At 62.3% G+C, this 14,694-nt stretch carries 12 protein-coding genes; 4 read left to right on the forward strand and 8 right to left on the reverse strand.

The window, feature by feature from the left end; translation table 11 throughout:
* Positions 1–22: 22 nt before the first annotated feature.
* Positions 23–1,228 (forward strand): aromatic amino acid transaminase, encoded by a 1,206-nt coding sequence (locus BHMPCIPO_RS21990; RefSeq protein WP_173518948.1) that lies wholly within the window; start codon positions 23–25, stop codon positions 1,226–1,228.
* 54 nt (positions 1,229–1,282) lie between these two features.
* Here the strand turns inward: BHMPCIPO_RS21990 and BHMPCIPO_RS21995 are convergent, their stop codons facing one another.
* The gene (locus tag BHMPCIPO_RS21995) at positions 1,283–1,765 is read right to left on the reverse strand and encodes a methyltransferase family protein (protein WP_173518949.1); all 483 of its coding nucleotides are present in this window, start codon (positions 1,763–1,765) and stop codon (positions 1,283–1,285) included.
* 157 nt (positions 1,766–1,922) lie between these two features.
* On the opposite strand from BHMPCIPO_RS21995, the gene BHMPCIPO_RS22000 reads away from it, so the two are divergent.
* Positions 1,923–2,348: an OsmC family protein gene (locus tag BHMPCIPO_RS22000; protein WP_173518950.1), complete on the forward strand. Its 426-nt coding sequence runs from the start codon at positions 1,923–1,925 to the stop codon at positions 2,346–2,348.
* Positions 2,349–2,518: 170 nt separating this feature from the next.
* Here BHMPCIPO_RS22000 and BHMPCIPO_RS22005 read toward each other — a convergent pair whose 3' ends face one another.
* From BHMPCIPO_RS22005 to BHMPCIPO_RS22015, 3 genes are all read right to left on the reverse strand, one after another.
* Positions 2,519–2,899, reverse strand: coding sequence for a VOC family protein (locus BHMPCIPO_RS22005; protein WP_173518951.1), 381 nt, complete (start codon positions 2,897–2,899; stop codon positions 2,519–2,521).
* A gap of 244 nt (positions 2,900–3,143) precedes the next feature.
* Positions 3,144–4,115 (reverse strand): aldo/keto reductase, encoded by a 972-nt coding sequence (locus tag BHMPCIPO_RS22010; RefSeq protein ID WP_173518952.1) that lies wholly within the window; start codon positions 4,113–4,115, stop codon positions 3,144–3,146.
* A gap of 120 nt (positions 4,116–4,235) precedes the next feature.
* Complete coding sequence (locus tag BHMPCIPO_RS22015) at positions 4,236–4,652, reverse strand: hypothetical protein (RefSeq protein ID WP_173518953.1); 417 nt, start codon at positions 4,650–4,652, stop codon at positions 4,236–4,238.
* A gap of 465 nt (positions 4,653–5,117) precedes the next feature.
* On the opposite strand from BHMPCIPO_RS22015, the gene BHMPCIPO_RS22020 reads away from it, so the two are divergent.
* Entirely contained in the window at positions 5,118–5,741 is a 624-nt protein-coding gene (locus BHMPCIPO_RS22020; RefSeq protein ID WP_173518954.1) for a hypothetical protein, read from the forward strand.
* A 99-nt stretch (positions 5,742–5,840) separates the two neighbouring features.
* On the opposite strand, the gene BHMPCIPO_RS22025 is transcribed toward BHMPCIPO_RS22020, so the two are convergent.
* The 4 genes from BHMPCIPO_RS22025 to BHMPCIPO_RS22040 all read right to left on the reverse strand — a co-directional run bounded on the left by BHMPCIPO_RS22025 (position 5,841) and on the right by BHMPCIPO_RS22040 (position 13,526).
* A complete protein-coding gene (locus tag BHMPCIPO_RS22025) occupies positions 5,841–7,181 on the reverse strand; it encodes an HlyD family type I secretion periplasmic adaptor subunit (protein ID WP_173518955.1) in 1,341 nt (446 codons plus the stop codon).
* 6 nt (positions 7,182–7,187) lie between these two features.
* Positions 7,188–9,527, reverse strand: a complete 2,340-nt coding sequence (locus BHMPCIPO_RS22030; protein ID WP_173518956.1) for a type I secretion system permease/ATPase — start codon at positions 9,525–9,527, stop codon at positions 7,188–7,190.
* Between the two features lie 20 nt (positions 9,528–9,547).
* Complete coding sequence (locus BHMPCIPO_RS22035; RefSeq protein ID WP_173518957.1) at positions 9,548–11,659, reverse strand: type I secretion protein; 2,112 nt, start codon at positions 11,657–11,659, stop codon at positions 9,548–9,550.
* Positions 11,660–11,789: 130 nt separating this feature from the next.
* Entirely contained in the window at positions 11,790–13,526 is a 1,737-nt protein-coding gene (locus tag BHMPCIPO_RS22040; protein WP_173518958.1) for a hypothetical protein, read from the reverse strand.
* Positions 13,527–14,059: 533 nt separating this feature from the next.
* On the opposite strand from BHMPCIPO_RS22040, the gene BHMPCIPO_RS22045 reads away from it, so the two are divergent.
* Entirely contained in the window at positions 14,060–14,542 is a 483-nt protein-coding gene (locus tag BHMPCIPO_RS22045; protein ID WP_173518959.1) for a hypothetical protein, read from the forward strand.
* The last annotated feature ends 152 nt before the right edge of the window (positions 14,543–14,694 follow it).

Raw genomic sequence — 14,694 nt, forward strand, 5'->3', positions numbered from 1 at the left:
CAAGAACGACAGGAACCCAAGCATGCTCGCTGCTCTGCCAATCGCCGACCCCGATCCATTGTGGGCGCTCATCAGCGCGTTCCGGCAGGATCGTCGCACCGACAAGATCGACCTCGTCGTCGGGGTCTATCGCGACGCTTCGGGCCAAACTCCGGTAATGCAAGCCGTGCAGGATGCTGAGGCGCGCCTCGCTTCCGCCGCTGCCTCCAAATCCTACAGGGCGCTTTCCGGGAACCTGGCGTTCAACGATGGAATGTCGAGACTCCTTCTCGGTGACGAGGCCGAGGCGCTCGACCGTCAATGCACGATCCAGACGGTCGGCGGCACCGGCGCGCTTCGAATCCTCGCCGATTTCATCGCTCTCGTCTCGCCGCGCGCGACGGTCTGGAACACCAATCCCGGTTATGTAAACCACCGCCCGATCATGGCCGCTGCTGGCCTGACCGTGCGGGCATTCCGCTGGCAGGAGAACGAGACCGGCCTCGACCTCGACGCGGTCGTCGCGGATCTCGAGGAAGCCAGCCGGGGTGACGTGGTTCTTCTCCACGGCTGCTGCCACAATCCGACCGGTATCGACCCGACATCAGGGCAGTGGCGCCGGCTTGCCATGCTCTGCAAGGAGAGAGGACTGATCCCCCTTATCGACATGGCCTATCAGGGCTTCGGCGACGGGATCGAACAGGATGCCGCGGGCCTGCGCCATTTCGCTCAAGAACTCGACACGATGCTCGTTGCGGCAAGCTGCTCCAAGAACATGGGCCTTTATTGCGAACGGACCGGTGCAGCGATGGTGATCGCGCCAGAGCGAAACCTGCTCGGCAACATTCGCGCCACGCTGGAGAGGATCACGCGAGCCAACTATTCCATGCCGCCGGAGCACGGCGCCGCCATTGCCGCGCACCTTTTCGAGAGCCCCGGAATGTGGCTTTCCGAACTGGAAGCAAGCCGCCGGCGCGTCGCCGAGGTCCGCCGCGACCTCACCGCAGCGCTCGCTCGCTGCGGCGCTCCGGAGACGTTCCAGGCATTGCGCCGTCAAAAAGGCATGTTCTCGCTGCTGCCCCTCGACCAGCGCCAGATGGGCCGGCTCCGTGAGGATTTCAGCGTCTATGGAACCGCGAACGGTCGCATCAACATTGCCGGGCTGCTGCCTGGCGACGTCGAGCGACTGGCCGAAGCCCTCCGGGCGGTTTCTAGCTCTCCGTACCTGGTTCACGCTCGAGCGGGATGAGGAAAGTGCGTGCGGTTCCGCCCGCATCCCTCCCGCTTCACTGATCGTCGTGATCTAGAGCCAGCGCCTGACGCGTCCCTTGTAAGCGCGATAGACGTCACCGAACTTACGCTCGAGATAGGCTTCCTCGCGGGCGACAACGCCATAGCGGATGACAAGGTAGAAGGGGACCAGCAGGATCAGCAGCCACAGGCTGTCGAAGACGATGGAAAAGCCGATCAAGCCGAGGAACATGCCCGTATAGATCGGGTTGCGCGTAAAGCGGTAAGGCCCGGATTCAACGATCGTGGTGGTCGGCCGGTCGATCTGGATCTGGGTTCCCGCCCGGCCGAAGGTCACGGCTGACCAGACCAGCAGCGCCAGACCGGCGACAAAGACGATGCCACCGACCACAACACCGGGCACCGCGTCGGGCACGAACGGCAGCGGGTAGAGGCGGTCAAGCACGAAGCCGCCACCAACCGCCAACACCCAGGCGATCGGCGGATGGACCACCGCGCCGGAACTGTCAGCCGATTTTCCGGTCGTCTCGTTCATCCCACTGATCCTCGCCCTGTTTCGCGTGCAAATGAACACAGGCTCCATTTTAGCGGAGGCGGGCCATTTGCGAAAACCCTTCGAGACGTTATGTGAACTGGGGATCATCGACCTCCTGGTCCATGATCCGGGCATTTGCTGCAACGGGACGAGACACATGAAAGCACGCGTCAAATGGGTGGAAGACCGGACCTTCGTCGGAGAGTCTGGAAGCGGCCACAAAGTCGTATTGGGAACCGCCTTCGGTGAAGAGGGGCGCACACCGGGGCCGAGCCCCATGGAGATGGTGCTGATCGGCACGGGCGGCTGCTCGGCCTATGATGTCGTCCATATCCTCCAAAAGGGCCGCGAGCCGGTCGAGGACTGCGTCGTGGAACTCGATGCGGATCGCGCCGAGACCGAACCCCGCGTCTTCACCCGCATTCACATGCACTTCATCGTCAAGGGGCGCGGGCTGGCGGTCAACAAGGTCGAACGCGCGATCTCGCTCTCGATCGAAAAATACTGCTCGGCCTCGGCCATGCTCGCCAAGACCGCGACGATCACGCACGATTTCGAAGTGGTCGACACCAGCGCCGGCTGAGACCCGCCCCACCTCTCGCGCCCCAGCGGTACGCGTGGCATCGACGAACGTGCCTACTGCATGTCTCCTTAAATCGACCTCGATTTAAGGACGAAGACATGCAGCAAATCAAAGTCCTACAGCGCCCTTTGCGCGTCTGATAAGACGCGCGGCGCTGTAGGGCGCGAAAGTCATCGGCCCGCTGGCTGAAACAGTTCGACGACATTTCCGGAGGGGTCGACCAGCAGGATCTGCGCCCCTCCGGGACCGGTGACGATGTCATTGCGAAACGTGACGCCGGCGTGGCGCAGCCGTTCCACTTCGGCCTTGAGGTCATCGACGATCAGATGGATGCGGCTCCAGCCGCCGGGCCCCGGCTTCTGGCCATCCGGCATCGGCCTGCCCGCCGAACTCGTCGGCCCGCTGAGCAGGAGCCGCAGTGCACCGCGCCGGACATCCGCGAAGGCCGGCGCATGACTCGACAGAACCGAAAAGCCGAGATGGGTCGTGTACCACGCGATCGCCGCCTCTACGTCGTCGACCATGTAGCGGACATTGACTGTTTCCGACATTGCCTTTCCTCCAACGGAGCACGGCCGATGCGGCTCCCTCGCGATGGCCAGAGCTCATTCCGGTAAATCCGCAAGCCTCATGCCTTCAGCATATCGCGCAGGCGGCGTCGTGTCCCGATAGGGCGCGCGAGAACGGTGCAGGCGGTCGAGTTGCGCGCAGGTGCGACGAGAAATCGGCAAGCCCAACCAAGATCGATCCAGCTGCAGGGCCAATTCTCCAGGCTAAGCGGGCGAAACGGGCCGCTCAATCCCGGTAGAAGTTGCGCCGCCAGCGATGGGCGCTCAGCTTTGCGCGCTGAGCATCCGGCAAGCCCAAGCCGTCGCCGATGGCGCAGTTGCGCTCGACATTGCGCACCGAGCGCATGCCGGGAATGACGGTCGATACCGCGGGGTGGCTGAGAACGAAGCGCAGCGCCGTTTCGGCGAGCGCATCGGGCGCGATCTCCAGGTCTTCGACGATCTTCTGCGTGCGCTCCTCCACCTCGCGCTTGCGCTCGCCCCGGAAGTAGGCCTCGCGAAAATCCCCTTCGGGGAAGACGGTGTCGGCGCGGATCTGGCCGGTCAGGCCGCCTTCGTCCAGCGCCACGCGAACGATGACGCCGACCTTGTGTTCGAGGCATGCGGGCAGCAGCTTTTCCTCCGGCGCCTGCTCGAAGATGTTGTAGATCACCTGCACGCTGTCGACCACGCCGGTCTCGATCAGCCTCAGGGCATTGTCGGGCTCATAGTCGTTGATCGAGACGCCGAAGTAGCGGATCTTGCCGTCGCGCTTCAGGCGCTCGACCCCCTCCAGCCAGTCGCCACGGCCGACCCATTCATCGGACCAGACATGGAACTGCTGGACGTCAATCGTCTCGACACCGAGATTGCGCAAGCTCATCTCGGTACAGGCGATCACATGATCGGCAGGAAAGGTCTGCTCTGCCGGCGTGCCGGCGCGGGCAGGCCATTGCATGTTCTTCGGTGGAATCTTGGTGGCGACATGGATCGTCTCCGACCGCTCACGCAGCAAAGCCCCGATCAGCTTCTCGCTGTGCCCCTGGCCGTAGCCGAGTGCGGTGTCGATGAAGTTCACGCCCAGATCGACTGCGCGGTTCAGGGCCCGGGCGGATTCGTCGTCGCTCGCGCCCCGCCAATGGCTCTTGCCGATGCCCCAGGCACCATAGCCGATTTCGGATATGCGAAGGCCGCTGCGGCCGAAGGTTCTATAGTACATGATGAGCTCGCTGGCGTTGGAAGGGCGGGGTGTCGCCGGTTATCTAGGGTTCGGCCTTCCCTCGTCAACCGTCGCGGCACTGCAGAGATCGGGCAATGTCGCCCGCACGCTTTCATCGCCCTATGTCAGGAACCAGAAGAAGACTGCTGACAGGAAGATGAAGGCGAGCACCAGGCCGATGAACTGTCGCATCGCGTCGCTGGTATTATCGCCGAGCACGGCCAACCAGACCGGCCCGCCGGAGCAGTCCTCGTCACGCATATCCTGGACAGAAACCAGCTTGCCAAGCTTGACCGCCGGACGGCTGTAGTCGTGCGGAGACGGTTGGTGGCTGCGATCGGGTTCAAGGGTGGCATCGAGATCGGGGGCTACCAGACCGCCGTCGCCCGCGTCGACAACCTGCGCCCGCGGTTCTTCCGCCGTCGCTCGGCCGCCCGCATCACCGCCTTCTGCCCGCCGGATATGCCCGGCGCCGTGGTGAAACGCCCATCGCGGTGATTTCAGTTCCACATGGGTTTTCAAGTGCCGGATAGCCATTGGAACCTCCTTCGGATTTAACCGTCCAGCCGGCGCTTTGTTCCGCAGAGTTTGAGCGCGCCATACACCCGCCGTCGCTGCCGGTGCATGTGCGAAGGCTGAGGTTTCCATCCGGCGAAAAACAAAAGAGCCCGCCGCGGGAGGAGCGGCAGGCTCTTGAAAGATTGATCAGCAGCCTGGGAGGAGGAGTGGCGCTGATCTCGCAAACGACCTTTGGGAGGAGGAGAAAGTCGTTCGCCTGTCGAAGCTCTGCGGGAGGAGGAGCATCGCTTCGATGTTTTTGAATATATAGCGATCGCGCCGAAATCGTAGCGGGGATTTCGCAAGCCAGCCATGCGTCCTGCGCGCAACGGGTGCCTTGCCCGTTGCCCGATGACCCGCGCGCGTCCCTTCATCACGCCAATTCGATTTTACTCGGCCAAGCACGCCCATTAGGCTTTCCTGAAACCGATGGGAGAGAGATCCATGAGAAGCCGACTTGCAGTTCTCGCATTCGTCCTGGCCTGCTCCGGAGCAGCCCATGCTCAGGACAACAGCATGAGTTTCTTCGTCACCAGCGTGAACCCCGGAAAGGGCGGTGATCTTGGCGGTCTCGCGGGCGCTGACGCCTACTGCGACACCCTGGCAAAAGCGGCCGGATCGACCGGCAAGACGTGGAAAGCCTATCTGTCCACCGACAGCGAAAATGCCAAGGACCGGATCGGCAAGGGCCCATGGTACAATGCCAAGGGCGAGAAGATCGCCGACGACGTTGCCTCCCTCCACAGCGACAAGAACAACCTCACCAAACAGACCGCGCTCAACGAGAAGGGCGAGGTCATCAACGGGCGTGGCGACACACCCAACCGCCATGACATTCTGACCGGCTCCAAACCGGATGGCACCGCGGCAGCGGACACCTGCGGCAACTGGACGATGGGCGGCGCGGACGGGGCGGCGATCGTCGGCCACAGCGACCGTATGGGCCTGAACGATTCCGCCGAAGCGAAATCCTGGAACGCCTCGCATGTGACGCGCGGAGGCTGCACCGTCGAAGCCTTCAAGGGTACGGGTGGCGAGGGCCTCTTCTATTGCTTCGCGGCGAATTGAAGCTCAGAGGGGAACAGGCTCCTCCCCCGTTCCGTCAGCAATCCAGCGTGAGGGTCCCAAGCGATTGGCACGCTCCGAACGAGCGTCGAAAGGCCCCGATCAGTTTTCCATGAAGGCGCGGGCCATGCTATCGCGGATCGGTTTCGTAAGATAATCGAAGAAGGTCCGCTCGGCCGTCTGGATGAGGATTTCGGCCGGCATGCCCGGCGTCACGGCAAAGTTATGGACCCGTGCGAGTTCACTGGCCGGCAGGCTGACACGGGCGAGGTAAACCTCGCGCGTCCCGTCCTGCGTCTGCACGGGCAAGGCGTCGGCAGACACATAGAAGACCTGCCCGTTGAGAACTGGCGTCGTGCGTTGATTCAGCGCCGTCAGTCGCACGGTTGCCTTCTCGCCGACCTTGATATTGTCGATCTCGGTGCGCAGCACCTGCGCCTCGATGATGAGAGGCACGTCGGCCGGCAGGATTTCCATGATCGGCTTGCCGCTTTCGATGACGCCGCCTGATGTGTGATAATGCATCCTGATGACCGTACCGGTCACCGGGGCGTTGATCGTGGCACGGCGCAGCACATTGGTAGCCCCGCGCAACTGCTCGCGCACTGTGTCCAGTTCGGCTTCAGCTTTCTGCAACTCGTCGAGCGCCGCCTCCTTGTAGCTCTCTTCCGTCTGGTTGACTTGCTGCTCCTGCTTCAGGATCTGTGCACCCGTTTCGGAGACTTCCGACATCAGTCGGCCGATCTGGCCTTCGGCATCGGCGATCGCCCGCTGGATGGTCTTGATCTCCGTCTTGCGGATCAGGTCTTTCGCCAGCAGCACTTTCTTGCCGGCGTATTCCTCGTTGAGAAGCGCGCGCTGCTCACGAACCGCCTTCAACTGCTCCTGGAAGCCTTCGGACCGGAATTCCAGGCTCTCGATGTTGCGTTTCAGCAGGCCGATATCGCTATCGAGCTTGCTTCTCCAAGTCTGGAAATTGAGCTGCTGGCTTTGCACGATCGGCGCGATTTCCGGATCATCGTTCAGATGCGATGTCAGAACATCGGGCAATGCGATCTCCTTGAGGCCATGCGCCTGCGCACTGAGGCGGGCGACGATCGCCTCAAGCCTTGCCCGTCGCAGGAAGAACTGGCGCTCGTTGGCGAGCGCGGCCGTCTCGTCGAGACGGACCAGCGGCTGGTCCGCCGTGACATGATCGCCCTCGCTGACCAGGATTTCCTTGATGATCCCGCCTTCGAAATGCTGGATCACCTTGTTCTGGCCGGTAGCGACGAAACTGCCCTGCGCGATGATCGCCGCCGCCAATGGTGCGGTGAAGGCCCAGGCACCGAAGCCGCCGAATGTGACACCGATCAGCACGAAGCCGATCAGCGTGTGTTGCCAGATGGATCGCGGAACCTCCGCGTACCATGTCAGGTCCTGAACTTTGGCTGTGTCCGTCATGGTCGCCTACGGAAGCTGGTTCTGGTCGAGCGGGTTGCCTTCGGTATTCACGCCGCGCTGAGCAAGGGCCTTGAGAACGTCCTGCCGCATGCCGAAGAGCGCCACCGCGCCGTTCACCAGCAGCAGGACCTTGTCGACGCTGTTGAGAAGCGCGGGCCTCTGGGTGATGGTAATGACCGTGATTTTTTCGCGCTTTGCATGGGCGAGCGCCCGTGTGAGCGCCGCTTCGCCGGCCGTGTCCAGATTGGAATTGGGCTCGTCGAGCACCACCATGCGCGGATTGCCGAAGAAGGCACGGGCGAGTGCGACGCGCTGCTTCTGGCCGCCCGACAAGGGCGAACCATCGGCCGCCACCACGGTCTCGTATCCGTGCGGCAGCATGGCGATCATGTCGTGAACGTCCGCAAGCTTGGCGGCGGCATAGATCTCCGCGTCTGTCGCATCTTCGCGCATGCGGGCGATATTGGCCTTGATCGTCCCCGGGAAGAGCTGCACGTCCTGCGGCAGATAGCCGATGCTTTCACCGAACTGACGCTGATCCCAGTTCCTCAAATCCATGAGATCGAGCCGGACGTTGCCGGATGTCGGCAGGATCGAGCCGACCAGCATCTTGCCGAGTGTCGTCTTGCCCGCACCGGAACTGCCGATCACGGCAAGCGAGTCGCCCGGCTCGAGTGCGAAGGTGATGCCGTTGAGCACGACACGCTTGGTGCCTTGTGGAACGAAGAGCAGACGTTCGACGTCGAGGCGTCCTTCGGGACGCGGCAGCTTCAACCGCTCGAAATTGAGCGGCGAACTCTGGAGCAGCGAGGCGATGCGCGAATAGGCGGCACGCGACTGGATAACCTGACTCCACCCCTCGATTGCCCCTTCGATCGGCCCAAGCGCGCGGCCGGCGATGATTGAGGCCGCGATCACCATCCCGCCCGTGAGCGCGCCATCGATGGCGAGATGGGCGCCCCAGCCGAGCATCGTCACCTGGGTCAAAAGCCGCACGGCCTTGGAGAGCGAGGCGAAGGCGATGTTGCGGTCCTGCGCCAAGACCTGCGCCTTGAGCGAGCCGGCCATGTCCTTGCCCCAGATGTGCACGGCCTCGGGGATCATCGCAAGCGCATTGATGATCTGCGAGTTGCGCGACATCGAATCGAGATGCAGGTTCGCCCTGGTCTGGAAATTGGTGGCTTCGCCGAAGGCACGGGCAGTCGCCCTCTGGTTCATGACCGTGACGATGAGAAGAAGAAATGCCGACGTAACCACAATCGCGCCAAGATGCGGATGAATGAGGAACACGGCCACGAGGAAGAGCGGTGCGATCGGTGCGTCGAGGAAGGAAAGCAACGTGCCCGACACCAGGAACGAACGCAGCTGCTGCAGGTCGCCAAGCGTCTGATATTCGCGTCCATTGCTGTGCAGCGCCGCCCTCGCCGCCGCACTCAGGATCGGCGCGCCGAGCTGAGCGGCGACCTCCACCGCCGTCCGCATCAGGATCATGCGTCGAATGGCGTCGAAAACCGTCTGCAGGGCGACCGCGCCGACGATGATGATCGTCAGCATTACCAGCGTGTCGAGCGAGCGGCTGGTGAGAACCCGATCCGAAATCTGGAAGAGATAGACGGGGATCGCGAGCACGAGGACGTTGGTGGCGATCGTGAACACCATCACGATCATCAGGTTCTGCCTGATCGCCTTGAGACCGGCCCGCAGGCTGGCGGAGAAATCGACTGGCCCGAGGCGTTTGTGAAAGGCGCCCCCGCCTCCCCCACCGCCTGTCCCGTTGGGGGAACCGCCGCCCTTGCCGGGTGGTCGGGCCTCCGCCTTGATCGGTCCGCGATCGCCATCGATCACGACCATGCCCGGCGGCGAACCCTTGTCCTTCATTTCGGCCGTCGGCCAGACGATCGGCTTCTCGACGTGGGGCTCAGGCTTTTGCTCCACCGGCGCACGTTGCTGTTCGGCCGACATCCTGTTGCGCAGTTCGGATAGGGTTTCCATCTTGGCCGGGTTCTCGGTTTTCGGGGGCCATGTCCGCTGTGTGACGTTGCTCGTCGGCGCCGTGCCTGCTGCCGTGCCACTTGGCCCCGGAACGGGTGGGGCAGCGGAATTGGTCCGGTACTCGTTTTCGTTGACACCGGTCGCCGCCGCTCGTCGCAATTGGTCTGCCACCCCGTCGATCTCCTTGACAGCTCGATCGACAATGTTCTCCTGATGGTCAAGCTTGCGGAGGAATTCGTTCTTCACGATTTCCGCATCCGGCTTTTCCGGCTGCCCGCCCGCGCCGGCGGCCGGCGAGGCGTCTGTATGATCGCCTGCAAACGGCGGCCGGGCTGGCGCGCGGTTGTCGGTCATGGTCTCCTCCCACGTTCCCTTCAGGCCAGCATACTTTGCATCGGATCGGCGTCTGTCGTGTCGATCGAATGCGGTCCGTGATCTGCCGGCCCATGATCGGATTGCCCGTTATTCCGCGCCTCGTGGTCCTTGTAGCCGTTCTTCTGGTGACCGGGCGGCTCGTGATCGGGCGACTGGGGCCCTTGATCCGGCGCCAGCATGTCGTCGCCGAGAAATACCACCGCCTCGCTGACGAGCGCATCGGGATCCTGGCCGGCAAGGTAGGGGTCGTCCTTGATCAATTCGGCCTGAAAAAGGACTTCGTCCGAATAGACGTCTCCACCGGCATAGACGGTCTTGCCGGTATCCACGTCGACGATGCCGGCGTAGTTCATCAGGGCATTCTTGCCTGTCGCAATGGTCCAGTCCGCATCCGGACGCTCCGTCAGCGCGTTCATGGCCAGCGTCACCTGGTCGCTGTCGCCCAGAATATTGGTCTGCTGAATGTAGTTGAGGCTGACGAGGTCGCCGGAAATATAAAGCACCCTCAGGCCCAACAATCCGGCAAAGGCAGAATCGTGCATGAAGTCTTTCGACGACGGGTTCTTTCCTTCGGAAAGATCTTGCAGGGCCGACAGGTAGCTTTCGGGCATCGGGTTCACCGGACCCGCACCACCGGCTTCAACGATGCTGGCATAGTTCCACAAAAGGTTGCCGCCGGCCGAAACGGACCCGTGGCCGCTCATATGGAAACCGCCGACAGCCCCGATGAAATCGTTGTCGAGCAGGATGTTGGTCTGCTGGATGATGTTGGCGTCGAAGACGTTTCCGCCGACGAAGACGAGATCGAAGCGATATCCCAGCTCCAAAACCGAGAGCTGGTTGGCGGCGGTGTTGTCGCCGGCGATGATCGACAGCTTGGAGCCGGAGGCGGCCAGGATCGCCGTGTCGTTGTCGGACATGAAAGTGAATTGTTGGTGCCAGTTCACCATCATCAGGTCACCCTTGATTTCGGTGATGGCCCAAGCCTTGGGAAAAGCGTTCGTCTCGTTGTGTGCGGTTTCCGTTGGCTCGACATGCTTGAACGATGCGATATTGAGCGCCTCGGTCTGCTTTTCCGCCGCAAGCTCCCCACCGGTGAGCGTGGCGCCCACGGCGTCACTGTCGGCATAGACATTGGTCTGGATGATGGCGTTGTGCTGGACGTGATCGCCGGCAGCCGCAAGGACATTCGCTTGCAGCCAATTGCCTGAAATGACGACCTCGTTGACCAGCGTGTTGCTACCGGCCTCCAGTTCAACCGAAGCTGCGACTGGAACAGGACCCTCGCCGTGCGCGACAGCGCCACTGGCCTCCTTCGGGCTGTTCGTCAGTTCAGGCACATCGGGTTCGTTCGACGGTTCGTCGGGGTTTGGCAGATGATCCTTGAGAACGGGCGCCTTCTCGACGAGTTCCCCGTTCACATGGATGCCTTCAAGCGTGTCGCCTTTGGCGACGAATTGGCTGGCAGCAAACCCATCCACCTGTCCCGTATCGTCGGGAGAATAGGCATCAAGCGTCGCGGCCGTCGTCGTAACCAGGCTGGCGATCGTTGCATCGGAGCCGGCAACGTCCACGGGGCCTAGCGGCGAAACCTGCTGCGCGGCGTCGATGAGCTGAGCCATCGTGGCGCTGTCGTCGATATGCAGGCCGGATTTCAATCCGTGCCCACCCATGTCGACGAAATCGTTATCCGAGAGCTCGATGGTCTGCTGGCTGTAGACCGCCACCGACCCCGGGGGATTGATGGTGTGCGGCGCACCGACATAAGACGCCTTGAAGGACGAGGTTTGCGCGACACCTTCAACGTCGCCGCGGCCAATCACGCCTTCCGTGAGCGGGGGCTCCGGAAAGGGCAGTCCGGCATATCCGTCCGGAACAGGCCCAGAGATGTCAGTGTCGAGCGGACGGTAGGGAACGTCGGGACTGAAGTCGTCGAGATTGTAGGGAGCCTGCGCCTTGACGGGCGCGGTCTCGATATCCTTGGGATCCTTGTGAACGTCGCGTTCCGGGTCGAACTTCTCATGCGCTTCGCGTAGGCGAGCATCTTCGATCGAGACTTGGAAAAGACCGATGAAATGGGCGATGGTTTCGGAGATTTTCGCGGAGTACATGGTTAGTGTCTCCTCTTTGTTGCCGGTAGTGGCCCTTAGCGGATCGGGTCATGACGGGCTGCGCGGGAACCCGCGCAGCCCTGTTTGAAACCGATTGCGAACCGTTGGAACCGGCCGCGTCACCTCACGATCAGGCGTTGTCGTCGTGACCGATCACGTCGGCATGGTAGTCGCCACCGACGACCGTCATGTCGATCGTATTGCCCTGCAGGTTCGCACCGAGCACGATCTGCTGGTTGAAGGCATTGGTGTCGATCGTGGCATCTGCCGTCGCCTGGGAGAGCCCCTCGACCACGGAGTCGCCGCCGTTGAAGGAACCCCAGGTGCCCGCATTGCCGCCCGCGCCGCCATCGCCGTTGGTCGCGAAGCCGCCGTTGCCGCCGGCACCGCCGTCGCCGCCCCAGGCGTCGCCACCAGAGGCCGCACCGCCTTCACCGCCACTGGCCCACGAGCCCGTGAGGGCAAGACCGCCGAGGCCATGGCCACCAGCCGCTGCGCCACCGGTTCCGTCACCGCCTGTGGCAGCACCAGTGGCTCCGCCGTTCGCGCTGGCACCGCCGCCGGCACCGCCGTCGCCACCGTAGCCAGCGCCTGCGCCAAAGCCGCCGCCGGCACCGAAGCCTGCGCCAAAGCCGTTGCCGCCATTGCCGGCATTGCCTGAGCTGCCACCGCCGGCGTCACCGGTCTGCCCCAGTGCTACGCTGTTGCCACCGTCGTTGTCGCCACCGTCGCCACCGAAATTGAGGATCGGAAGCACGAACCCACCGGCATCCCCGCCGTCGCCAGCATCCGAGGCGTTGGCTTCGTCGCTTTCGACGTCACCCGACTCCCCACCGTTTCCGGCAGTGGTATCACCGCCTTCGCCGCCGGCTGCGGCACCGACCCCCAGGCCGACGCCAAGACCGAGGCCGAGACCGAGACCTGCGGCGCCTGCGCCACCGGCACCGCCCGTGGCAGCACCACCGTTGGCGTCACCGCTCGTGCCGTCCGCACCGACGCCGACGCTGGCTGCGATACCGCCAAGGCCGTGCCCGCCGGTTGCGTCGCCATCGTTGTCGGAATCGCCGCCGTCCCCCTCACCGCCAGCTGCAAAGCCACCGATCGTGTGACCGCCGCCGCCGCCGTCGCCACCATTGGCAGAGGCATTGCTTCCGCCTACGCCGCCGTCAGCTCCGGATTGAATACCGTCGCCAGACGTGGCGGTGCCACCCCAGGCGCTGCCGTTCTGGTACAGCTGTCCGCTGTTGTTGATGTTATCAGCGTTGTCGTCATCCGACATGATGGCGTTCTGGCTGAAGACGTTGGCCACGTTGTTGTTGCCATTGAGCGAGTCATTCAAGATGTCCTTGAAGCTCGTGCTCGCCATGCCGTTGATCGTCGAGTGGTCGATGTCGTTGAAGTCATCGTCAGACGGCTTGTAACCATCGAGGTCGATATCGACGTCGACGTCCACCTTGGTCTTGCTGTCGACGTCGACATGGGTGTTCGACGTATTTTCATTGAGGTTGGCGTTCAGGTTGCCGTTGGCATTCAGGTTGCCGTTACCGTTCAGGTTGAGATTGCCGTTGCCGTTGCCATTGGCGTTACCGTTGGCATTGCCGTTGCCGTTGGCATTGCCGTTGGCGTTGCCGTTGTAGGATTCGCTGTACTGCGACTGGCCTTGGCCCTGTCCTTGGCCCTGATCCTGACCTTGTCCCTGGCCCTGATCCTGTCCTTGTCCCTGGCCTTGTCCCTGACCCTGACCCTGGAGCTGGCCCTGGAGCTCAGCCTGCAGTTGTCCTTGTCCCTGGCCTTGACCCTGATCCTGGTCCTGGCTCTGATCCTGGCTCGGGTCCCATGGGAACAGGAAATTCTTGTCCTTGCTCATAACGATCACCTCAAGTTGAGGCCGCCGTAGCCGAACCGCATTCTTCTCTTACGCGGATTTGGGCCATCAGCGGGCTGCGGTTGGTTTTGATGAAAGTTTGGATCCTCCGAGGCGCTTGCGCGCCCGTATGTCAATAATTTGCAATCAACTTAAATAGAGCTGCTCTCTCTCCCACTTGGTCGAGAAGAGCTGATCAGGTTCTAAAAAGGGCATTTTCCATTTCGGTGCAGTGTCCAGCCCTCAAAGGCCTGAGTGCATCCTGCTCTCCGGTTGCGCCAGCAGTCTGTCGCAAACAGACATGTGTTGTAAGCTGCCACTTCGAGTTAGCCTCGCCGGGGTAGCGCGACCGTTGCTCTCGGTCCGCCCAAGGTATTACCTATTAGAACTAGCTTTTAAACGGAGTCATTGCACGCGACCGAGCCGGCACCGTATGCGTGCGCCGCATCGTCCCATTGGAAGAATTTACTGAAAACGGGAATGCGCTATTCTGGAACGTAATGGTTCTTGGACAGCAAGGTTTTGGCAGGGCCCCAATGGCGAGATTTCACGACATCCTTCTCCTGATCGGGCAACTCAACTACACCTGGACCAACACGGAAAGCCTGCTCATCTATCTGATCGCCGGCCTCGCGCGGGTGGACAAGGAAACCGCGATCGTCATCTTCCTAACGCTGAACACGACGCGGGCTCGCATCGAGCTCGTCGAGCGATTGGCCAAGACAAACAAGACGCCGGCGAACCAACGGCAGGAAATTCTCGCGCTGACGCAACAGCTCGCTCGGCAGGCGAAGCTTCGCAACAAGTACAGCCACTGCATCTATTCCTTCGACGAGACCGGAGACCTAGCAAGCACCCAGCTGATGGCGATTTTCGACAGCAAGGACACGATCAAGTACGGCAAGATCGAGCAGATCAACGATGCCGAGATCTCCCGGATCAACGACGTCATCGAGCAGCTCCAGGGGGTCAACAAGGAAATCTGGGCAATCGTCGAGCGCTATTCCTTCCCACGTTGAAGCCACTGGCCCGCAGGCGCTGCCGCAAGATAGAATGAGCCCGGTGTCGCAAGGCGGCGCCCGCATGTCCATCCACCTGCCAGTTGTCGTCCATCCATAATTCAACCGTAATGTCCCGCCATCGCGTCTCCAACGGGCGAAGCGGAGGCGGA

It is taken from the genome of Ensifer sesbaniae (genome assembly GCF_013283665.1).
Lineage (GTDB): Bacteria > Pseudomonadota > Alphaproteobacteria > Rhizobiales > Rhizobiaceae > Ensifer > Ensifer sesbaniae.